Source organism: Streptomyces sp. HUAS 15-9, assembly GCF_025642155.1.
In the GTDB taxonomy this organism is placed as follows: Bacteria; Actinomycetota; Actinomycetes; order Streptomycetales; family Streptomycetaceae; genus Streptomyces.
Genome location: NZ_CP106798.1, coordinates 258,141 through 277,794 on the forward strand (window position 1 = coordinate 258,141; position 19,654 = coordinate 277,794).

The following is a 19,654-nucleotide window of genomic DNA, read 5'->3' on the forward strand; positions in this document are numbered from 1 at the left end:
CCACACAGAGAATGAAAGGCCCGCACCGTGACGACCACGGCACAGCTGATCGGGCCCGACCGCGCGGCAACCAGTTGCGGCGTGACTTTAGTTTCAGTCCCACAGTCGCACGCCACCGCCGCGGCAGATCAGTTCTAGGGGAATCCCCAAATGGTCGACGTACACGAGCATTGACAGCTGGGGACATCTCTAAGGAGAACCCTAGGGACAGTTGTGGGAGAACTGCAGCCTGTGCAGGCTCCCCCAATTCTCCTCCGATGATGAGGTTCCAGGTCTTTCATGGTGCATTTGCAGGCAGCCGGGAATCCCTCAGCACAGCCCTTTCATCGGCGCGCCCCCGGGTTTGCTGCGGCGCAGACGGCCGCGCCGCATTCTGCCCAGGGAGGACGGGCCCGTTGATCGAGGAACTGCTGCCGGACTGCGTGGTCGCCGTCGAAGCGTACGGCGACGACGAGTCAGGAAACACGGCCCTGTACCCCGAGGAGGAGGCTCTCCTCGCCCGGGCGGTCGCCAAGCGTCGCCGCGAGTTCACCGTCGTACGCTCCTGTGCCCGCCGCGCCATGGACAAGCTCGGCGTGCCGCCGCAGCCGATCCTGCCCGGCGAGCGTGGCGCACCCAACTGGCCGGACGGGCTGGCCGGCAGCATGACTCACTGCGACGGCTACGGTGCCGCCGCCCTGGTCCGCACCGTCGACCTGGCCACACTCGGCATCGACGCAGAACCCCACCAGCCGCTCCCGGACGGCATCCTGGACGCGGTGTGCCTGCCCACGGAGGCGGAGCGGCTGCGCCGCCTGGCCCTCGACCATCCGGACGTCCACTGGGACCGGCTCCTGTTCAGCGCCAAGGAGTCCGTCTACAAGGCGTGGTACCCCCTCACCGGCAAGTTGCTGGACTTCACCGAGGTCGCCATCACCGTCGTCGCCGACCCCACCGAGCAGCGCAGCGGCGGCTTCCGCGCCCGGCTCCTCGTCCCCGGCCCGTCGGTGGGTGACCGGCGCCTCAACCTCCTCGAGGGCCGGTGGGCCGTCCAGCAGGGGCTGGTGGCCACAGCGGTCAGCGTGCCGCACACCTGACCCCGAGAAACTCCTGCCGGAGGGCCGAAGACCGCAAGGTACGGTCTTCGGCCCTCCGACGGGGTGCAGCGGCCGTGCCGGCTCCGGCGACGGGTCGCAGAGGGTGGGGGGCCGCCCTCCCCTCGCAGCACAGCCTCCGATGCGGGCTAGAGGTGACCGAAGTAGCGGTCGTGATCCTCGTGCCGCTCGCTGTACCAGCCGTGGTGCCGACCCTGGTCCCAGCCCCAGCCCCAGCCCCGTTCCCGATCCCGATCCCGATCCCGATCCCGGCCTCGGCCCCAGTCCCAGCCCCTGGCCCTGTCCCGACCCCGGTCGCCGAAGCGACCGTCGTGGTCACGGTCGGTCCAGTGGCTGTGCGAGTAGCCCCTCCCGTTGTCGCGGTCGTGGCCGGCTCCGGAGGCCAGGGCCGGCGTGGCGGCCGCGCCGACGAGGGCACCCGAAGCCACACAGGTGGCGATCAGGCGAATCGTCGTACGAGAAACAGACATGAATCTGTCACCTCACGTTCGTGCACAACCGACCCTGATCGGGGCCGGGCGCGCAATCTCAAATTCCCGGCTCGGTGCCGAGGCCCCACACTGTGGCCCTCCGCGGCGATACGAGATCAACGAAATGAGTCGCATTACCAAATGCAGATATATCCGTAACTCTCCCTTGTACGAGCCATCGATGCCGAGGAGGGGCCGGGCACCGGCCGTGTCCCAACTCCGAATCACGCTGCGATCAGCAAAAAGACAGCTGACGGTCCGTGACACGCTTGGCCGTCTCGCTGCCTCAACTCCTTCAGATGACCCGATGGCTTCAGTAACGATGGGGGGCCTCCGTTCGGAGGACAGAAAGAGGTCGCCCCGGCCTCGATGCCACCGTCCGGAAGGCGCGGGCGGCTGCCGTGGCCGTGGACACAGGCGCGGGATCAAGGCGACCATTCCAGTCCCCGCGGACCGGGTGAGCGGCAGAGGTAGCCACCGTCCCTGGAGAAGAACGACGTCGTGAAGGCGGCCCACGCCACTCGGTCACTCGGCCGGTGAAGACGAGCCGCACGAGTACCGCTGGCTGCTGACGCAGCTGATCTCCATGTGCATCGCCTGAAGCTCGCGTATCGCAGCCGGAAGATCGCAGTCCTCGGGACAGTTGATGGCGTCCTCCCAGTGAAAATACATCTGGTCCGACCGGGTCCAGGCCAGAAGGTCGACGATCCGTGTGAACGCCGACGGGGCGAACGGCGGGACCAGATCCTCGTCCTCGCCCTCGAGGCCTGCCGTGGTACGCAACTTCCGCCCTGCCAGCAGCCGCAGCCAGGCCGCCGCCGCGTAGGCCGACTGGGACACAAGGTGCCGCTCCGGGTCCTGGTCCTCGGAGTAGCACAGACCCACCTCGGTCAACTGCTCATGCACCGCGTCGACGTCGACAGGCTCTCCCGCGGCAGCCCTGCGCAGCTCACACACCGCGTCCGGGGTCGACAGGACCGGGTCGTCGCTCAGCTCCTCGTCCTCTCGCTCGACGCGGTCGAGCAAAGGAGACATCACGCCGAACAGGCAGGCCAGCCGTTCCCCAGGGGCCAGCCTTCCGGCGACCTCGTCGATGATTCCCAGCAATTCGTCGTACGTCGTATCCGCCATGCACGCTTGGATAGCACGCGACACTGACTCCGGCGGACGGCCGGGGCGGTTGTGACAGCAGCCTGCGTGGCATCTGTCCGGGCAGCCTACTTCTGGGTGGAGCAGGGGTCGCAGCAGGCGGGGGCCGGTTCGACGCAGACACCGACGGTGTCGGTGTTGTTGGTGGTGTCGGGGTCCTGTTCGTTCCCGGTGGCGGTGGCGGTGTTGCTGGTCAGGCCGGTCTTGGTGGCCTTGGCCCGTAGCACGAGAGTGGCGGTGGTGCCGTCGGGGGATGACCGGGGCAGGGAAGTCCTCGCCCGTTTTCACCGCGTGGCAACCCCGGCAAAGCACTTGAACGTTCCCGTCCGTGTCCTCGCCCGCGAGTTCAAGCGGCTGCACATGGTCTACGTCCACTGCGCCGGCGAGGGCGAGCGTGTGCCGAGAATCGACCATGCTCTCAGCTTGGGAAGCTGAGGTGATCCCCGGCTGATCGGGCTGTCGACAACCGAGCCTGGTCGGCCGTGGCCCCGCCGCGACTCGGATCACAGGATGCGCCCCTGTCGGCTCAGTCCCGCGGCATGCGCAGCGCGTTCGTCCAGAGCCGGGTGACGGTCTCCACCAGCGTGTCGAAGGGCACGGATTCACCCTGGGCGAAGGTCGCGTACGCCAGGCGGCTGACCATCGCGTTCAGGGCCCGCGCGGTGATATCAGGGTCGAGTTCCGGGTCGGCGAGACCCGCCTGCTGGAGGCGGGTTATGGCGGCGGCACTGCGGTCGATGAACACACGCGACCGTTCCAGCCGCAGCCGCAGGAACTGGGGGTCGACGGCGGCAGCCTGTTCCATGGCGGCCATCAGGGCGGCGTTGCGGCGATAGGACTCCAGGTAGGCGCGGTTGGCGTCCTCGACCCCCTGCCACAGGTCCTTGCGCCCGCCGTCGCAGCCATCATCGCCGTCGCTGACTCCTGCGTGCAGCATCTCGTCCTGCAGGCGCGCGAGGACGGCAGCGAACACGTCCTCCTTGGATGAGAAGTGCGTGTAGAAGCTGCCGGTGGCCACCTTCGCCTCGGCCGCGATGTCGACGATGCGGGCGTCCAGATAGCCGTCCCGCTCGAAGATCCGCCGGGCCGCGGCCACCAGGGCGTCACGGGTGCGCGTACCGCGCCGGGTACGTGTCCCGGCCGGCTGGGGTCGCGCGGACTGTTCGGCTCCAGAGTCAGGGGAGAGCATGCGAACATCCTAGACCAGTATTGAATCCGAATGCGGATTCAAGTAGCTTCCGGCCATGGACAACACAACCGCCGCCACCGCCTGGAATCTGCTTGTCCGCCGCGACGACCTGTCCACCGCGGAGCTGGCCGACGCCCCCGTCCCGCAGGTGCGGGACGGCGAGGCGCTGCTGCGCGTCGACCGGGTCGGCCTGACCGCCAACAACGTCACCTACGCTGCGCTCGGCGACTCGTTCCGCTACTGGGAGTTCTTCCCGGCGCCCCGCGCCGGCTGGGGCATCGTCCCGCTCTGGGGCTTCGCCGACGTCGTCGCCTCCCGGGTCGAGGGCATCGAGACCGGTAGCCGCTACTACGGCTACTTCCCGTCGGCGAGCCACCTGCTGGTGCGTCCCGACCGGGTGGACGAGCGCGGATTCCGCGAGGCCGGCCCCCATCGACGGACACTGCCCCGGCCCTACAACGCCTACGCCCTCACCACCGGCGACCTTGCCTACGAGGCCGACCGGGAGGACCTTCACGTTCTGTACCGCCCGCTGTTCTGGACCTCCTTCATGCTGGCCGACTGGCTCGTCGACAACGCCTGGCTGGGCGCGAAGACCGTCGTGCTGTCGTCCGCCTCGAGCAAGACGGCCTACGGCGCCGCCCACCTGCTCCAGGGGCAGGGGTGCGAGGTCGTCGGCCTGACATCCCCGCGCAACCTCGCCTTCACCCAGGGCCTCGGCTGCTACGACCGGGTACTGACCTACGAGGACGTCGCCCGACTTCCGCACACGCCGACGCTGTACGCAGACTTCGCGGGCGACGAGCAGCTGTCCGCCCGGTTGGGCGCCCACCTCGGCGACTCCCTGGTGCACCAGGTGGTCGTCGGCATCACCAGCCAGGAACCCGCGCCCGCCGGCACTCTTGCGGAGACGGGGCGGGGCATGTTCTTCGCCCCCGACCAGATGCGCAAGCGGATCGGCGACTGGGGGCGGGAAGGGCTGGACCACCGTTTCGCCGCGGCGTGGAGGGAGTTCCTGCCCGTGGCCGAGGGGTGGGTCGACATCGTGCACAGCGACGGCCCGCAGAGCCTCGAGCGGGTCTGGCACGAGGTCCAGTCGGGGCGTACCTCGCCGCGCACCGGGCACATCATCACCCCATAGCGATGACCGTTGCGCACGACGTACGGCCGGTCGCACTCCCCAGCACCCGCGTACGCCTCGACCAACTGTCTTCGGCGCACGACAGGCAAGGGCAACCGCGTCGGTCAACGTGACTGAGGCCAGTTTGGTGCCGGTCGAATCTGGCGCCGTCGACGATGGCACCGGTCGGATCAGCTCCGCTGAGGTGGGTCGCGCGCACAGACCAGCCCCGGCGAGGCTGGCGTACGGCAGGCGCGCACCGCGAAGTCCCGCTCCTGGTGGTGGGGCGGCAACGCGCGGCGGCCCAGCACTGTCATCGCGGCCTGCACGTCCGGAGCGGCGCGGTGAGGGGGACGTCGCCCGCATGTGTACGTGCCGGTTCGCCCTTGTGGGCGGAGTCGCGCGGCGTCGGTCGTGCCGCGAGCGGGGAGGCCAGGGCGTTGCGTCTGATGTGGGTGCACAGAACCTCGGCGATGGAGGCCCGGTCGTCGTGAGTCGTTGGCGATGCGTTCCAGCGCGTGGATGGCTCCGACGCGCACCTCCGCGCTGGTGCTGCCAAGGTGCTCCACGGCGGCTGTGCACCGTTGGGTGATCTGCCCTTGCCGGGTCACCTGCAGTTGCCGCCAGGTGAAGAAGGCCCCGATCAGCAAGGCCACTCCGGCCAGAGCCTGGAGCAAGGTGGACCGGATGTCATTGATCGCCTTCGCCCGGTCCGTGGCAGCCGTTGAGGGGGCATCCCCGTCCAGCAGACAGCACGGTGCGACGACGACAACCAGGACGACGAGGATGACGCTCACGGCGGCGATGCCAACGCCCAGCCCCCTGGCGTTCCAGGCGCGGCGCACCGGGGCGTACTTGTTCCCGGATCGGGTGACCGGGCAGGACATGACGCGGGGGCATGACGGTCGATCAGCCACTCACCATGCGAAGGAAATGGTCGGCGTCCTCGGGTTCGCCCAGCCGTCCCAGCGCCAGCCAGGAGCCATCGGTGAAGCGGAGCCGGAAAGTGGCGAATCCACGCGGCTGGCCCGCCTCGCCTTCGACGTGGACCTGATCGAGGGGGAACTCCGCGACGGTCCGGAAGTCGTCGGCCTTGGTGGGCGACAGCCGACGGCGTGGGGACGTAGCGATGCAGACGCGATCACGGGCCAGCATGACCAGGCGTTTGGGGTTGGGTGAGTGCCCGTACCAGCGCAGCAGCAGCTGGCCCGCGGTCAGGTTCCAGTGGCCGTCGAAAACGCCGTTGGTCGGGTCCTGTCGGCGATCGCGGTCACAGCCGCGGTCCGACACGGAGGGGCGGGTGTCGGGCGGAGTCTGCGGCTGCCCGGCCTGCGGTCCGCGACTCCGTCGCGCCCGGAACAACCGTTTGAGTCGGGCGTCCAACTTGTCGATCAGCATCATCGGGACGACGACGAAGAAGAACACTACGGCCCCGACGTACAGCAGCCAGTGATGGCCCGGCTTCAGCCGTCCCTTACCCGCCGCGCGGTGCACATCTCTTGGCGGTGTGGGGATGGGCTTGTGGATCTCGCACCAGACCAGGGCCAAGGGCTCCTCGCCCAGTATCTTCCGGGCCCGCCGATGCACCGCGCGCTTCGCCATGGTGAAGATCCTAGAACGGGCCCAGACCCTGCTGATCCAAGCCGCCGGCCCTCGGTGCCCCTACCTGTGCTCGGGGTTTTCGTAGTCGCGGCGGCAGCCGGCGTCCCAGGCGGTGCGCTGGTTGCCGTAGGCGGGGATGCCACCGAGATCCTTCAGCGCCCGGGCCAGATGGAGCAGGTTCCAGGTCATGAAGGTGGTGTTGCGGTTGGTGAAGTCGTTCTCCGGGCCGCCCGAGCCGGGGTCGAGATAGGAGGGACCGGGGCCCGCCTCGCCGATCCATCCGGCATCCGCCTGCGGCGGAATGGTGTAACCCAGGTGTTGCAGGCTGTAGAGGACGTTCATCGCGCAGTGCTTGACGCCGTCCTCGTTCCCTGTGATCAGGCATCCGCCGACCCGCCCGTAATAGGCGTATTGCCCGGCCTCGTTGAGCAGGCTGGAGCAGGCGTAGAGCCGTTCGATCACCTGCTTCATCACGGAGCTGTTGTCGCCCAGCCAGATGGGTCCGGCCAGCACGAGGATGTCGGCGGCCTGGACCTGCTGGTACAGATCCGGCCAGGCGTCGGTCTGCCAGCCGTGCTCCGTCATGTCGGGCCAAACGCCGGTGGCGATGTCGTGGTCGACGGCCCGTACGACATCGACGTGCACCCCCTGTGCGTCCATGATGGTGGTGCTGCGGTCGATCAGTCCCTGGGTGTTGCTTGTCTCCGGCGAGCGTTTGAGGGTGCAGTTGAACACCAGGGCGCGCAGGTCGTCGTACCGGGCCGGCGGTGCGTCGGTGGCGGGCGACGAAGCGGTCACACGATCCTCCCAGAGCCTGCCGCCACGCGGTGCGCGGCGGTGCGTCCACATCCGGATACAGCGTGCGGGCCGACCGTGGCGGGCGCCACCACTGCACCTCCGAATGGCCCCGGCAGCGCGTGAGCCCAGGCGACTTCGGTACCCGCCACCGGCCACCCCGCCCACCGGTCACCCCGGTCGGCGGCCGATGAGTGGCCGGGGCAGAAGGGGCGTGCCTACGTTCGACTCATGGGCAGCGAAGGCGCGACCGGGGCGCGGGACCGGGACACGGCAGCGGTGGAGGACGTCGCGCACCTGCTGGTGCGCTGTCTGGAGGCTGAAGGCGTGGAGTACGTCTTCGGGATTCCCGGTGAGGAGAACATCCGCTTCGTCGACGCGCTCAATGGCTCCGGGATCCGATACGTCCTGGTGCGCCATGAGCAGGCCGCCTCGTTCATGGCTGAGATCTATGGCAGGTTGACCGGCCGGGCCGGGGTGTGTTCGGCCACGTTGGGGCCGGGCGCGATCAATCTGCTGCTCGGCACCGCGGACGCGATGACCAACAGCGCCCCGTTGGTGGCCCTGGCCGCCCAGGGTTCGCTGCGCCGCATCCACAAGGAGTCCCACCAGGTCATCGACCTGGTAGCGATGTTCGCTCCCGTCACCCAGTGGGCGGCTCGCATCGAGTGTCCGGACGCGGTGCCGGAGATGACACGCAAGGCGTTCAAGATCGCCCAGAGCGAGCGCCCCGGCGCCGTGTTTCTGGCGGTGCCCGAGGACATCGAGGCGGAGCACCCGGCCGAGCCCTTGGCGCCGTTGCGGATCTCCGCGGTGCGGGCTGACGCACCGTCACCCTCACAGGTCGCACGTGCCGCAGAGGTGCTCGGCTCTGCCCGGCGCCCTGTCGTGCTGGCAGGTCACGGGGCCGCCAGGTCCGGGGCCTCAGCCGCTCTCGTACGCTTCGCCGAGCGGCTGAACATCCCGGTGGCGACGACGTTCCACGGCAAGGGAGTCTTCCCCGACGACCATCCCCATGCCCTCGGCGCGGTCGGGTTCATGCGCCACGACTACGGCAACTTCGGCTTCGACACGGCCGACGTGCTGATCTGCGTGGGTTACGAGATCCAGGAGTTCGACCCGGCGAAGATCAACCCGGACGGCGACAAGCAGATCGTGCACGTGCACTGTTTCCCCGCCGAGGTGGACGCCCATTACCCGGTCGCGGTGGGCGTCGAAGGCGACCCCTCGCGGGCGCTGGACGCGCTCGCCGCAGCGCTGCCCGAGGGACTGTCCTACGACTCGGGAAGCAGCGAGAAGATCCGCACGCTGCTCGACGAAGAACTCCGATACGGACGTGACAACGACGCGTTCCCCCTGGTGCCGCAACGCGTGGTGGCCGATGTCCGCACAGCTCTGGACCGCCACGACATCGTGCTCGCGGACACCGGCGCCGGGAAGATGTGGATGGCGCGCCTCTACCCCACCTACGAGCCGGACACCTGCCTGGTCTCCAACGGTCTGTCCACCATGGGGTTCGCACTGCCGGGCGCCATCGCCGCCAAGCTCGCGCGACCGGACCGGCGAGTCCTGGCGATGATGGGCGACGGCTCGTTCCTGATGAACTCCCAGGAACTGGAGACGGCCGTCCGCGAACGCGTCCCACTGGTCGTCCTCGTCCTGGTGGACGAGGAATACGGCCTGATCACCTGGAAGATGGAACTCGAACTCGGCCGTCACAGCCACACCCGGTTCACCAACCCGGACTTGGTCGCCTACGCCGAAAGCTTCGGCGCACGCGGGTACAGGATCGAGACCGCCGACCAACTGCTGCCCGTGCTGCGCCGCGCCCTCGACGACGACACGGTCTCCGTGATCGCCTGCCCCGTGGACTACTCCGAGAACCTGCGCCTGACCGACAGGCTGGGCAGTCTCCACGGCCCGTTCTGACCTCAGAAGCGCGGGGTCGACACCTTCGCCGGCGATTTCTTCCAGCGTCGCCGGTACCTCGCAGGAGGGGCTCGCTTGAGCAAAGTACGGACGTTCATCGGCCTGTCCTGGTGGCGCGGGCCGGGCGGTCCTCCGTGTAAATCCTTGAGCGATGACGTGACCGATGCTCGGCATCGGCGTCGACGAAAGCTATGACGCCTTCATATTTTCGCACCCCTCCGTGTTCAAACGTAAGCGCAGCGCAATCGATTTGACGCGAAGTCCCCTTGAGTCGGCCTGAAGGCGGCAAAAGACTGCTGCGGTAGCAAGGCCGCGCCTGCGCCCCAGGATCCGCGGCACAGCAGTCACAATCGCAATGTGAGGAGAACGCCGATGCCCGACGCCAGTCGTCGAGACGCCGCACACTCGATCACGCTGACCGACGGCACCGCCACCCGAACCCGGGAGGCGGCCCCCGTCGACCTGGTACCGGTCCAGAAACTGCACCGACGTTGCTCGCTGGGCAGCCGAGCCCTGCGATACCACGCGGGCAAGTCCGGGCTCTCGCCTGCCGAATGGCGTCAACTGTCCAGTCCGGAGCGCGGCACGACGCTGGTGACCTCTCCGGCCGAGTGCATGGACCACATCATCGCCATGACCAATGTCATGCGCACCGATCAGCAAGGGGTGGGGGAACTCGCGATCCTGATCGAGGACGCGTGGCAGGCCAGGGGGCTCGGCACCGCACTGGCCGAACACGCGGCGGCCATTGCCCGCCGCGCGGGACACCACGCGCTGGCCGCCGTGGTGGCGGCGAGCAACCAGCGGATGCTCCATGTCCTCGAGAAACTGGACGCGACGCCGGTCGACGCCGCCGGGCCCGTGCTCGACCTCCGCATCCTGCTCTAGCGCCCGGTTCCGTGTTCGGTGGGTACAGCTGCTGGCAGCGGGGTGATTGTCGGCGGTTGGGGCACCCCTCAGCCGTCTCGGCGGCGGGATCGTGCCGGTCACCTATGGTGACCATTGCAGAATGCAATGATACGATGACCCTGTATACGGACCATGCTGGCGCGACAGCTTTCGCTGCCGAGGGTTGATGACCATGAAGACCGAACCAATACGCGAGGCGCATTCCTTCGTGTGCTTGCGCTGCGGGCACTCGTGGGAGGGCGAGTACGAGATCCGGCATGCCCGGGATGCCGACGGGTGCCTGTACGCCGAGCACTACGTGAAGCACGGCATCAAGGTGCCGTCGCCGCTCACGGAGAACGTCTGCCGAGTGTGTCTCGGGCGCAAGATCCGCATTCTGCGCCCGGGCCGGGTCCGCGCCGCCCACCCGGCGCCGTTGTAGCCCACCAGGCGCCTTTGTGGCGGCACCGATCGCCGCTCGGCCGTGACGGACGTGCAAAGAGGCACGTCCGTCTTCCGTGCGCGGGCCGACGTCCGCCCCTTCCCGTCTCCCTGCGTTACCGCACGGGCAGCGTCGCCCGTAGCCGCCGTCGGCCCCGCCGGGCCTACCGGGCCCACCGCACATGGTGCCTGGACGGTGATCCGCCAACCGCCTCCTCCGGAGCTGCCATGCCCTCCCCCACGCCGCCCCCCGACCCCCGACCCTCATCTGGGGCCTGTCCCTCGGCTCCGGCACATCCGGCGGCGTCCTCGCCCCCATGTTCATGGTCGGAGGCGCCCTCGGTGCGGCCGAGGCGCTGGTCTTCCCCCACGTCAGCCCCGGCTTCTGGGCCCTGGTCTCGCTGGCCGGCGTCCTTGGTGGCCTGATGCGCTCCCCGCTCACCGGCATCGTCTTCTGCCTGGAACTCACCCACGAGATCAACGCGGTGATCCCCATGGTGATCACCGCGTCCACCGCCTACCTCCTCTCGGTGATTCTCCTCAAGCGGTCGGTGCTGACCGAGAAGCTCGCACGACGCGGCCTGCACCTGACCCGCGAGTACTCCGTCGACCCGCTCGAAGTGCACCTCGTACGGCAGTTGGAGACCCCGGCCACCGTCACCTTCCGCGGCGACCGCGCGGCGGGCGAGATCACCGCGCTGCTGCGCACAGCGCACGACACCGGCGACCCCGACCGACTGCTCGCCCAGCGCCTCTACCCGGTGCTCGACGCCGACAGCACCCTGGTCGGCGTCGTCACCCGACACGCGATCATCCACGCGGACCCGGGCGACCGCACCCCGCTCGCGGACCTTGCCGCCGCTCCGGTCACCGCCCACCCCGACGAGACACTCCGGGCCCTGGCCAACCGCATGGCCCAGCACGACGTCACCCGCCTGCTCGTCGTCACCCGTGACGAGCACCCCCGGGTCGAAGGCGTCATCAGCCTCCGCGACCTGCTCACCGCCCGCCGCATCGACCTCCACGAGGAACACCACGCCGAACGCGTCCTCACCCTGAGCCGCGCTCCTGCCACAGCCCCCGGCTGACCATCCGCAGCCCGGCTCCGGTCGTCCCCCGTCGCTGCGCCGGGACGACCGGACCCGGCTTGTTCGTTGTTCGAACGACGCACCGGGACCTTCGCATCATTGCCGAATGCAATAGTACGATCGAAGAAGCGGCTGCGGAGGGGTGGCCGGAGCCGTCGTACGGGCAGGGGCCCCGTGGAGGGGCGCCCACAGACATCACCCCGATGACCGACGCCACCACCGGCGCGCGCCCGGTCCCCTCGGTCACCCTGACCTGGCCGTGAAGGCCAGTACGCGACCGCCTCAGCCGTTCGGGGAGCTTCAGGGCAATGAGAGGAAGCGAGTCGCATGTCCGACCTCTCCCACACCCCGACCGACATCTCCGGCCACCCCGACGTGGCCGAGATGCGGGAACGCTATGCCCGCGTGGCGGGCGCCCGTCAGACCGTGGCCGTCGACGGGCTGATCCTGCTGACCGGGCTGTACACGGCCATCTCACCGTGGGTCGTGCACTTCCATACGCAGCCCGGCATCACCGTGAACAACCTCATCGTCGGCATCACCATGGTCGTGATGGCCCTGGGCCTGACGCTGGCAGGCGAGAAGATGCTCCGGTTGAGCTGGACCATCGTCGCGATGGGCATCTGGATGATCATCTCGCCGTGGGTGGTGACCGCCGGCCACGGCGCCCCGGCCGGGATCATCTGGAACAACTGCTTGATCGGTGGCATCGCGTGTGTCCTGGGACTGGCCGCCACGGCCATGGTCAGGACGGCTGGTCGCAGCACCCCCACGAAGTAGCGCCCCATCGGTGTGGCCCGGGCTTGTACCACCGGGCCCGGCCGCGCCCCTGGCGCGGGAATACCCCTGCGAGGGTCCCATGAGTCTGTCCCAGCACGACCGGCAGGTCCTTGCCGATATCGAGCAGCACCTGACCGAGCACGATCCCCGGCTCGCACGGATGCTCAGTTGCTTCGACAGGACCACACCCCTGCGCACCGTCCTTCCGCGGCTGCTCCGACGCGGCCACGGGATCCCCCTGATCACGATCGCGTTCCTTGTCCTCGCGGTGTCGCTGCTCGGCGTGGCCATAGCCCTTCGCAGTCCAGCCGTCTTGATCGCGGCGGGAACCATGGCGTGTGTCTCGGCACTGCCGAAACTGACCGGTTTCGGTCGGCGCTCTGACCGCAGGGGCCGCAGCGGCGGCAGGTGCCGCAGCGGCCGCAGCGGCCGCAGGTGCCGCAAGGGCCGCAGGGATTGACCAGGTTCGCCCTCCGTGGACGGCGGAGGTCAGGGGGTTCTGCCCTTCGTCTGGCGGCGTCCGCCTTGTGGGGCATCCGGTGAAGCCGGATTGAGCGGGTCGTCGATGATGCCGCCGATGCGGCGAACCTCGTCGAAGGGGTCCACCGCCATTTCTCCGGCCGCCTCGGTGAGCGCCTTCAGCGCGGGAACGAGCGCGGCGCGTGCCTGGGCGGGCAGTTGCTGCACGAGAGCGCGGATCTCGGTGCGCCGGTGCGCGAGGACACGCTCGACCAGGTCCCGCCCGATGGGGGTGAGGCGCAGGATGACCTCGCGCCGGTTCTCGGGGTTGGTCCTGCGGTCGATGAGACCGACGGACTCCAGACGTTCGACCATGCGCAAGGCCGTCGACGGGTTGACCCCCAGGGTCGCCGCCATGGCGGCGAGCTTGACGGGCCCGCACGTGTCCAGCACCACCAGGGCGCGCAGTTGAGGCAGGGTCAAGGAGTCGTCGGTGGACGCGAGGGCGCGGGCGGAGATCGCGACGAGCAGCCTGGAGGCGGCCATGACGGCCAAGGTGACCTCCTCGGCCTCGCGGTCGAGTTCCGCGGGAGAGGGCGGTTCATCGGTCGCGGTGAGCCGATGCGGGTCCTGCCGCGTCATCGTATGCGCTCCACCTCGTGCGATCCGGCCCGGCGCCTTCGCCCCCTGCAATCATTGTAGGAGGCAATTTTACGGTGCCGCAGGGCTTGAGCCGTACGGGTGCGACGGTTGGGACGCGGCAAGGGGCAGCGCCGTGAAGGCAGGCCAGGCAGCTGCCGGTGACGCCTCGTGGCGTACAGCGGTCGTTACGACCAGGCCCCGATGGTCCGCAGCAGCAGATGGAAGTCGTGGGCGGCCTCGGCGGTGGAGAGCGTCGCGGCGGTCAGGACGGCCGCGGTTGCCGCGGTGAGGGCCGGATGACGTCCCAGCGGCGGTGCGAGGAGTGCGGCGACGCGGCGGGGCACGGGGCCGGCAGAGGCGAGGGGGCTGCGGCGGCCGAGGATGCCGAGGGCGGCACCGGTCGTGCGGGCGGGGGCCGGGGTGCGGTGGGCGGCGAGGGCTGCCTTGCCGACGGTGCGGGCTACGCGGGTGCGGTCGCCGGTGGCGGTGGCCGCGTTCTCGTCGGCCCAGCGCTCGATGGTGTACGTGGCGGCGGTGGCGAAGGGGCGCAGCAGCGGGTTGGCGGCGGCGCCGAGTTGTGTGAGGGCGACGAAGGCGTAGTGGTGGGCGGTGAGGTGCGCGCGTTCGTGGGCGAGCAGGACGTCGTGCTCGGACTCGTCCAGGGTGTGCAGCATGCCGGTGGACACGACGACCCGGCCGGGCAGTCCGGGGAGGGCGAAGGCGTCGGGGGTGTCGTCGTCGACGACGACCAGGCCGTCGCGCGCGGGCATGCAGGCGGCCTCCCATGCGGCGGTGGCCAGTGAGCGGGCGCGTCGCCACAGCATCCGGGCGGCCATGAGCACGGCGCCGCCGAGCAGCAGGCCGGCGATCAGTGAAACGGACAGTTCGGCGGGGTCGTCGTGCCGTGCCGTCTGTGCCGACCAATGGCCCAGAGCCGCGAGTTGCGGAATGCGGACGAGGCCGGCCACGGCGAGCAGGCCCAGGGAGATGGTGGTCGCCGCGCCCAGGACCAGGGCCGACGTGGTGAGCAGACAGGTGGCAAGGCGGGGCTCGCAGCGTTCGGCCAGCGGGCGGGCGCCGAGCGGCGCGATGAGCGAGAGCAGCAGCGGCAGATAGACGGCGACGTGCATCCGAGCGGCCCCTTCCTGTTCCTATTGTCCGGGGTGCTCGTCGGGGCCGAGCAGCTGGCGCAGCAGGTCGGCGTCCGTGTCGGACAGCCCATCGGCGAAGCGGGCGAGGACCGCCTCGCGGTCGGGACGCTCCTCCAGAACGGTGCGCATACGGCGCGCGGCGAAACCGGCGTCGTCGGTGACGGGGGCGTAGGCGTACGCCCTGCCGCGCGCAGAGCGGGTGAGCAGGCCCTTGGTGTGCATGCGGGTCAGGATCGTCACGACGCTGCTGTACGTCAGCTCGTCCCCGAGTCGCTCGGCGACCTCTCCGGGAGTCAGCGCTGCCTCGGCGAGCTGGAGCAGGTCGAGGATTTCCGCCTCGCGGGCGCCGTTGGCCCGTTTCGGGCCGCGTCCGTGTGTGTCGGCTCCCATGGGGTTTGTCGTTCTCCCGCTTCTTCTTCTACAGTCGTGTAGAACTTCTACGGCCGTGTAAATGCTGCCGTGGTCCGAGTGTGCCATGCGTCCGTGCCCGAGGACAGCACAGGCCGGAAAGGATCCCAGGTGCCGCAAGCCCTCAATCCGCTGGATGCCACCTCGCTGCTCACGGCACTGGGTACCGCGGGCGTCTTCCTGGTGCTGTTCGCCGAGACCGGGCTGCTGATCGGGTTCTTCCTGCCCGGCGACTCACTTCTGTTCACGGCCGGTCTGCTGTGCGCGACCACGCGGAACGGTGTGCATCTCTCGCTGCCCGCCGTGCTGGCAGCCGCCGCGGCCGGGGCGCTGCTCGGTGCCCAGGTCGGTCACCTGCTCGGCCGCCGCGCCGGCCGGGCGTTCGTGGCCCGCACCCGCAACCGCCACCTGGCGAACGGCGTGACGCGAGCCGAGGAGCTGTTGTCCCGCTACGGCCACGGCAGGGCGATCGTGCTGGCCCGGTTCATCCCGGTGGTGCGCACCGTGCTCAACCCGCTCGCCGGGATCGTCGGCGTGCCCACCCGGACCTTCGCGCTGTGGCAGGTCACCGGCGGGCTGGTGTGGACGGTGGGGCTGGTGCTGGGCGGATACGCCCTCGGGTCGAGCATCCCGAATGTGGACCGCTGTCTGCTGCCCCTGGTCGGGGTGATCGTCGGCGTCTCTCTGCTGCCGTTGGCCCTGGAATTCCTCAGGTCCCGGCGTCGCGCCCGCACCGTCGTGGAGCCGGCCCCGGGGAACTCCGAGTGAAGATCACCTTCCTGATCCACAACGTGTACGGGATCGGCGGCACCATCCGCACCACACTCAATCTCGCCGCCGCGCTCGCCGACCGGCACGAGGTGACCATCGTGTCGATGCTGCGCCACCGCGCCCGTCCGCGGTTCGCCATCGATCCGCGGGTGACGGTGGTCCCCTTGGTCGACATACGCGACGACAGCGCCGACACGGCCGACCCGCTGCTGCACCGGCCGGCCGAGGTCTTCCCCACCGCCGAGAAGCGGTACGGGCAGTACAGCCGCCTGACCGACCGGCGGGCCGAGCAGTATGTGCGGGCCTGCGACGCGGACGTGATCATCGGTACCCGGCCGGGTGTCAATGTGTACCTGGCCCGGTTCGCCCCGCCCCGAGCCCTGCGCATAGCCCAGGAACACCTCACCCACGACAGCCACAGCACGAAGCTGCGCGCCCAACTCGCCCGCCACTACCGGCGCCTGGACGCCGTGGTCACCACGACCGAGGCGGATGCCGCCGTCTACCGGGCGAAGATGCGCCTGCCGGGGGTCAGGGTCCTGGCGATCCCGAACGGTGTGCCCGACCTCGGCCTTCCGGCCGCGGACAGCAGCGCCAAGGTCATCGCCGCGGCCGGACGTCTGGCCCGCGGCAAGCGGTTCGACCTGCTCATCGAGGCGTTCGCCGAGGTCGCCGCCAAGCACCCGGACTGGACCCTGCGCATCTACGGCGCCGGAGCCGACAAGAGCCGCCTGCGACAACTGATCGACGACCATGAGCTGGGCGGCCGGGCGGTGCTGATGGGCGTGGCCTCGCCCATCGAGGCCGAATTCGCCCAGGCGTCCATCGTCGCCTCCGCCTCCGAGGCCGAGTCCTTCGGCATGACCCTGGTCGAGGCCATGCGGTGCGGCGTCCCGGTCGTCGCCGCCGACTGCCCCCTGGGCCCCGCCGAGATCATCCACGACGGCGTCGACGGCCGCCTCGTCCCCGTGGGCGACCGGCAGGCACTGGCCACCGCGCTGCTCGACCTGATCGCCGACGAACCCGACCGCCGCCGCATGGGCCGAGCCGCCCGGCGCGCCGCTCACCGCTTCGACCCCGCGCGGATCGCCCAGCTCTACGAGGACCTGTTCGCCGACCTCGCCGCCACCCGCGCCTCCCGCGGCCGGCAACGCGCCATGGCCAAATGGCGTGGCCGGGCAGGCCGGGCCCTGCGCAGACTGCGCCGCTGACGCCGCAGTCACCCGTGCCACAGCTCCGCCGCTGTGCCGATCACCGACACCTCTGCCCCGCCCACCACAGAAACAGAAAAGGACCCCGATGAGTGCCATCAGCCTCGGTCAGGCCGTCGTCCTCGGCATAGTCGAGGGGGTGACCGAGTTCCTGCCCGTCTCCTCCACCGGCCATCTGAAGATCACCGAGGGGCTGATGGGCATCCCGGTCGACGACACCTCCGTGGTCGGCTTCACCGCCGTCATCCAGGTCGGCGCCATCGCCGCCGTTCTCTTCTACTTCTTCAAGGACATCGTGCGGATCGTCTCCGCCTGGGGCCGCGGCATCACCAACCGCGAGGAGCGGCATCACCACGACTACAAGTTCGCCTGGTGGGTCATCTACGCCACGATCCCGATCGTGGTCGTCGGCCTGGCGGCCAAGCCTCTCATCGAGGGCCCGCTGGCCTCGCTGTGGGTGGTCGCGGGTTCGTTGCTCGTCGGGTCGGGTGTGATGTGGGCGGCCGACCAGATGGGCCGGCACAAGCGCGGTGAGGACGACACCACGCTGAAGGACGCGATGCTGGTGGGCTGTTCACAGATCCTCGCACTGCTCTTTCCCGGCTTCTCCCGCTCCGGCGCCACCATGTCCACGGCCCTGATCCTGGACCTGGACCGCGTGGCGGCCACCCGTCTGTCGTTCTTCCTCGGCATTCCGGCTCTGACCGGCGCGGGCCTGTACGAGCTGAAGGACGCCGTGGGCGCGGGGGTCGGTGTCGCGCCGCTGGCCGTGGGCACCGCCGTGTCCTTCGTGGTGGCGTACGGCTCGATCGCCTGGTTGCTGAAGTTCGTGGCGAAGCACTCCTTCAACGCGTTCGTGGTCTACCGGATCGTGGTCGGGGTGGCGCTGCTGGGCCTGCTGGCCACCGGTGCGCTGAGCGCATGACCGTGTCGGTCGCCGCCACGCCGCCCCTGACGGCCCGGTTCCGGTCGCCGGGCGGCGTCCCGTGGCTGGCGCTGGTGGCGCTCGCCTATGCGGCGGTGCAGTTCGCGTTCGTCGTCCCGCATCTCGGGCTCGGCTGGGACGAGACGGTGTACGTCTCACAGGTCGACCCGCGCCACCCGGCCGCGTACTTCAGCGCTCCTCGCTCGCGGGGCATCAGCTTCCTCACCGCACCCGTGCTCGCCGTCACCGGATCCACCACCGCGCTCCGGATGGTGCTGGCGCTGCTGTCCGCCGCCGCCCTCCACGCCGCCTACCGCACCTGGCGTCCGCTGCTCGGCCCCGGCCGGACCGCCGTGGCGGCGCTGCTGTTCGGCGGCCTGTGGACCACCGCGTTGTACGGGCCGCTGGCCATGCCGAATCTGTGGGTGGCCCTGTCGGCGGTGGCGGCGGTCGGCTGGTTCCTGCGTGGCGTACGGGCCGGGGCGCGACGGCGGGCGTTGACCGGCCTGGGCGCCACGGTCGCGGCCGCCACCCTGTTCCGCTTCTCCGACGGCATCTGGCTCGCCCTGCCACTTTTCGCCGTGTGTGCGGTCGTCCCGGCCTGGCGGCGCCCGCCGCCCGCGCTCGCGGTGGTAGGCGGGCTCGTCGTGGGCGGGGCGGAATGGGTCGCCGAGGCATACGTCCGCTGGGGCGGCGTCGGCGCCCGGCTGCACGCGGCCAGTGGCACGGAGGGCGGCATGCGGACGCAGTGGGCGGGCGGCCTGGCCTGGCGCAGCCTCAACGGCCCCCTGCTGTGCCGCCCCTGCCACGTCCCGCTGACCCAGCCCGAACTCACCCTGTGGTGGCTCGCCCTGCCCGTGCTCGCCGTCACCGCCTGCGTCGTTGCCTGGCGTACGGGCCGAGCGGCAGTCACCCTGTTGCCCGTCGCCTGCGCCGCCGCGCTGAGCGTCCCCTATCTCCTGCTCATCGGCTACTCCGCCCCACGCTTCCTGCTGCCCGCGTACGCCCTGCTGTCCCTCCCGCTCGCCACGCTCGGCGCACACGTCGTGGAGGCCCTCCACCGACCCCGCACCCGTACCCTCGCCACCGGCCTGCTCGGTGGGCTCCTCGCCGTACACCTGTCCACCCAGTTCGCGATCCTGCACCACCAGGCGGCCGACGCCCGCGCCCTCTCCGACCGATACCGTGCCGCCGCCCACGACCTGCGCCGACTCGGCCTCACCACGCCCTGCCTGGTCAGCGGCAAACACGCGCCGCCCATCGGCTACTACACCGACTGCGCCTCGGCCGACGTGCACGGCAACAACCGCGACACCACCGTGCCTGCCCTCGTGCACCGCGCCGAGCACGAACCCACCGCCGCCCTGGTCAGAAGAGGATCCCGCCCACCCCACTACGCCCGCGGCTGGACGGCCCAGCCCCTGCCAGGAACTGGTCTCACCGCCTACGTTCACTCGCCCCTACGACGCCCGATGTGACGCCCGCCGCATTCCAAGAGGGCCGTTCGGCCCACGGTCAAGACCCTTGGTGCCCATGCGCGAC

General features: G+C 70.0%; 20 protein-coding genes and 2 pseudogenes. 12 read left to right on the forward strand and 10 right to left on the reverse strand.

Annotation, left to right across the window (positions count from 1 at the left end; genetic code table 11):
- Positions 1-395 precede the first annotated feature (395 nt).
- Positions 396-1,076 carry a 4'-phosphopantetheinyl transferase family protein gene (locus tag N8I87_RS00985; RefSeq protein ID WP_263204769.1) on the forward strand — a complete coding sequence of 227 codons (681 nt, stop codon included), beginning with the start codon at positions 396-398 and terminating at the stop codon, positions 1,074-1,076.
- Positions 1,077-1,222: 146 nt separating this feature from the next.
- On the opposite strand, the gene N8I87_RS00990 is transcribed toward N8I87_RS00985, so the two are convergent.
- The 5 genes and pseudogenes from N8I87_RS00990 to N8I87_RS01010 form a co-directional block, all read right to left on the reverse strand.
- Positions 1,223-1,564 (reverse strand): hypothetical protein, encoded by a 342-nt coding sequence (locus tag N8I87_RS00990; RefSeq protein WP_263204771.1) that lies wholly within the window; start codon positions 1,562-1,564, stop codon positions 1,223-1,225.
- Between the two features lie 525 nt (positions 1,565-2,089).
- Positions 2,090-2,695: a hypothetical protein gene (locus N8I87_RS00995; protein WP_263216251.1), complete on the reverse strand. Its 606-nt coding sequence runs from the start codon at positions 2,693-2,695 to the stop codon at positions 2,090-2,092.
- An 86-nt stretch (positions 2,696-2,781) separates the two neighbouring features.
- Positions 2,782-2,961: pseudogene (locus N8I87_RS01000) on the reverse strand (hypothetical protein); the annotation flags it as partial.
- A 43-nt stretch (positions 2,962-3,004) separates the two neighbouring features.
- Positions 3,005-3,127: pseudogene (locus N8I87_RS01005) on the reverse strand (HNH endonuclease); the annotation flags it as partial.
- Positions 3,128-3,239: 112 nt separating this feature from the next.
- Complete coding sequence (locus N8I87_RS01010; protein WP_263204772.1) at positions 3,240-3,902, reverse strand: TetR/AcrR family transcriptional regulator; 663 nt, start codon at positions 3,900-3,902, stop codon at positions 3,240-3,242.
- A gap of 55 nt (positions 3,903-3,957) precedes the next feature.
- Between N8I87_RS01010 and N8I87_RS01015 the strand changes: the two genes are divergently transcribed.
- Positions 3,958-5,043 (forward strand): DUF2855 family protein, encoded by a 1,086-nt coding sequence (locus N8I87_RS01015; protein ID WP_263204773.1) that lies wholly within the window; start codon positions 3,958-3,960, stop codon positions 5,041-5,043.
- 888 nt (positions 5,044-5,931) lie between these two features.
- Here the strand turns inward: N8I87_RS01015 and N8I87_RS01020 are convergent.
- Positions 5,932-6,624 (reverse strand): hypothetical protein, encoded by a 693-nt coding sequence (locus N8I87_RS01020; RefSeq protein ID WP_263204774.1) that lies wholly within the window; start codon positions 6,622-6,624, stop codon positions 5,932-5,934.
- A 60-nt stretch (positions 6,625-6,684) separates the two neighbouring features.
- Positions 6,685-7,422, reverse strand: a complete 738-nt coding sequence (locus tag N8I87_RS01025; protein WP_263204775.1) for a flavodoxin family protein — start codon at positions 7,420-7,422, stop codon at positions 6,685-6,687.
- A 228-nt stretch (positions 7,423-7,650) separates the two neighbouring features.
- On the opposite strand from N8I87_RS01025, the gene N8I87_RS01030 reads away from it, so the two are divergent.
- From N8I87_RS01030 to N8I87_RS01055, 6 genes are all read left to right on the forward strand, one after another.
- The gene (locus N8I87_RS01030) at positions 7,651-9,348 is read left to right on the forward strand and encodes an acetolactate synthase large subunit (RefSeq protein WP_263204777.1); all 1,698 of its coding nucleotides are present in this window, start codon (positions 7,651-7,653) and stop codon (positions 9,346-9,348) included.
- A gap of 372 nt (positions 9,349-9,720) precedes the next feature.
- Positions 9,721-10,236, forward strand: a complete 516-nt coding sequence (locus tag N8I87_RS01035; RefSeq protein ID WP_263204778.1) for a GNAT family N-acetyltransferase — start codon at positions 9,721-9,723, stop codon at positions 10,234-10,236.
- A 193-nt stretch (positions 10,237-10,429) separates the two neighbouring features.
- A complete protein-coding gene (locus tag N8I87_RS01040; protein WP_263204779.1) occupies positions 10,430-10,678 on the forward strand; it encodes a hypothetical protein in 249 nt (82 codons plus the stop codon).
- A gap of 274 nt (positions 10,679-10,952) precedes the next feature.
- A complete protein-coding gene (locus tag N8I87_RS01045; RefSeq protein ID WP_263216253.1) occupies positions 10,953-11,765 on the forward strand; it encodes a chloride channel protein in 813 nt (270 codons plus the stop codon).
- Between the two features lie 327 nt (positions 11,766-12,092).
- Positions 12,093-12,545 carry an SPW repeat protein gene (locus N8I87_RS01050; protein WP_263204780.1) on the forward strand — a complete coding sequence of 151 codons (453 nt, stop codon included), beginning with the start codon at positions 12,093-12,095 and terminating at the stop codon, positions 12,543-12,545.
- Positions 12,546-12,624: 79 nt separating this feature from the next.
- Positions 12,625-13,005, forward strand: a complete 381-nt coding sequence (locus tag N8I87_RS01055; protein WP_263204781.1) for a DUF3040 domain-containing protein — start codon at positions 12,625-12,627, stop codon at positions 13,003-13,005.
- Between the two features lie 29 nt (positions 13,006-13,034).
- On the opposite strand, the gene N8I87_RS01060 is transcribed toward N8I87_RS01055, so the two are convergent.
- From N8I87_RS01060 to N8I87_RS01070, 3 genes are all read right to left on the reverse strand, one after another.
- Positions 13,035-13,646: a MarR family winged helix-turn-helix transcriptional regulator gene (locus N8I87_RS01060; RefSeq protein WP_317633434.1), complete on the reverse strand. Its 612-nt coding sequence runs from the start codon at positions 13,644-13,646 to the stop codon at positions 13,035-13,037.
- Between the two features lie 185 nt (positions 13,647-13,831).
- On the reverse strand, positions 13,832-14,776 hold the full coding sequence (locus N8I87_RS01065) for a M56 family metallopeptidase (RefSeq protein ID WP_263204782.1): 945 nt from the start codon (positions 14,774-14,776) through the stop codon (positions 13,832-13,834).
- Positions 14,777-14,797: 21 nt separating this feature from the next.
- Complete coding sequence (locus tag N8I87_RS01070; protein ID WP_263204783.1) at positions 14,798-15,187, reverse strand: BlaI/MecI/CopY family transcriptional regulator; 390 nt, start codon at positions 15,185-15,187, stop codon at positions 14,798-14,800.
- Positions 15,188-15,316: 129 nt separating this feature from the next.
- Between N8I87_RS01070 and N8I87_RS01075 the strand changes: the two genes are divergently transcribed.
- The 4 genes from N8I87_RS01075 (at position 15,317) to N8I87_RS01090 (ending at position 19,590) form a co-directional block, all read left to right on the forward strand.
- A complete protein-coding gene (locus N8I87_RS01075) occupies positions 15,317-15,973 on the forward strand; it encodes a DedA family protein (protein ID WP_263204785.1) in 657 nt (218 codons plus the stop codon).
- On the forward strand, positions 15,970-17,187 hold the full coding sequence (locus tag N8I87_RS01080) for a glycosyltransferase family 4 protein (protein ID WP_263204786.1): 1,218 nt from the start codon (positions 15,970-15,972) through the stop codon (positions 17,185-17,187). The genes N8I87_RS01075 and N8I87_RS01080 overlap by 4 nt, the downstream gene beginning before the upstream one ends.
- Positions 17,188-17,275: 88 nt before the next feature.
- Complete coding sequence (locus tag N8I87_RS01085) at positions 17,276-18,112, forward strand: undecaprenyl-diphosphate phosphatase (RefSeq protein WP_263204787.1); 837 nt, start codon at positions 17,276-17,278, stop codon at positions 18,110-18,112.
- The gene (locus N8I87_RS01090; protein ID WP_263204788.1) at positions 18,109-19,590 is read left to right on the forward strand and encodes a hypothetical protein; all 1,482 of its coding nucleotides are present in this window, start codon (positions 18,109-18,111) and stop codon (positions 19,588-19,590) included. Before N8I87_RS01085 ends, N8I87_RS01090 begins: the two co-directional genes overlap by 4 nt.
- Positions 19,591-19,654: the final 64 nt, after the last annotated feature.

Coding starts and splice junctions, on each gene's coding strand:
- N8I87_RS00990 (WP_263204771.1), bottom strand. CDS start 1,564: ATGTCTGTTTCTCGTACGACGATTCGCCTGATCGCCACCTGTGTGGCT.
- N8I87_RS00995 (WP_263216251.1), bottom strand. CDS start 2,695: ATGGCGGATACGACGTACGACGAATTGCTGGGAATCATCGACGAGGTC.
- N8I87_RS01010 (WP_263204772.1), bottom strand. CDS start 3,902: ATGCTCTCCCCTGACTCTGGAGCCGAACAGTCCGCGCGACCCCAGCCG.
- N8I87_RS01015 (WP_263204773.1), top strand. CDS start 3,958: ATGGACAACACAACCGCCGCCACCGCCTGGAATCTGCTTGTCCGCCGC.
- N8I87_RS01020 (WP_263204774.1), bottom strand. CDS start 6,624: ATGGCGAAGCGCGCGGTGCATCGGCGGGCCCGGAAGATACTGGGCGAG.
- N8I87_RS01030 (WP_263204777.1), top strand. CDS start 7,651: ATGGGCAGCGAAGGCGCGACCGGGGCGCGGGACCGGGACACGGCAGCG.
- N8I87_RS01035 (WP_263204778.1), top strand. CDS start 9,721: ATGCCCGACGCCAGTCGTCGAGACGCCGCACACTCGATCACGCTGACC.
- N8I87_RS01040 (WP_263204779.1), top strand. CDS start 10,430: ATGAAGACCGAACCAATACGCGAGGCGCATTCCTTCGTGTGCTTGCGC.
- N8I87_RS01050 (WP_263204780.1), top strand. CDS start 12,093: ATGTCCGACCTCTCCCACACCCCGACCGACATCTCCGGCCACCCCGAC.
- N8I87_RS01055 (WP_263204781.1), top strand. CDS start 12,625: ATGAGTCTGTCCCAGCACGACCGGCAGGTCCTTGCCGATATCGAGCAG.
- N8I87_RS01060 (WP_317633434.1), bottom strand. CDS start 13,646: ATGACGCGGCAGGACCCGCATCGGCTCACCGCGACCGATGAACCGCCC.
- N8I87_RS01065 (WP_263204782.1), bottom strand. CDS start 14,776: ATGCACGTCGCCGTCTATCTGCCGCTGCTGCTCTCGCTCATCGCGCCG.
- N8I87_RS01070 (WP_263204783.1), bottom strand. CDS start 15,187: ATGGGAGCCGACACACACGGACGCGGCCCGAAACGGGCCAACGGCGCC.
- N8I87_RS01085 (WP_263204787.1), top strand. CDS start 17,276: ATGAGTGCCATCAGCCTCGGTCAGGCCGTCGTCCTCGGCATAGTCGAG.
- N8I87_RS01090 (WP_263204788.1), top strand. CDS start 18,109: ATGACCGTGTCGGTCGCCGCCACGCCGCCCCTGACGGCCCGGTTCCGG.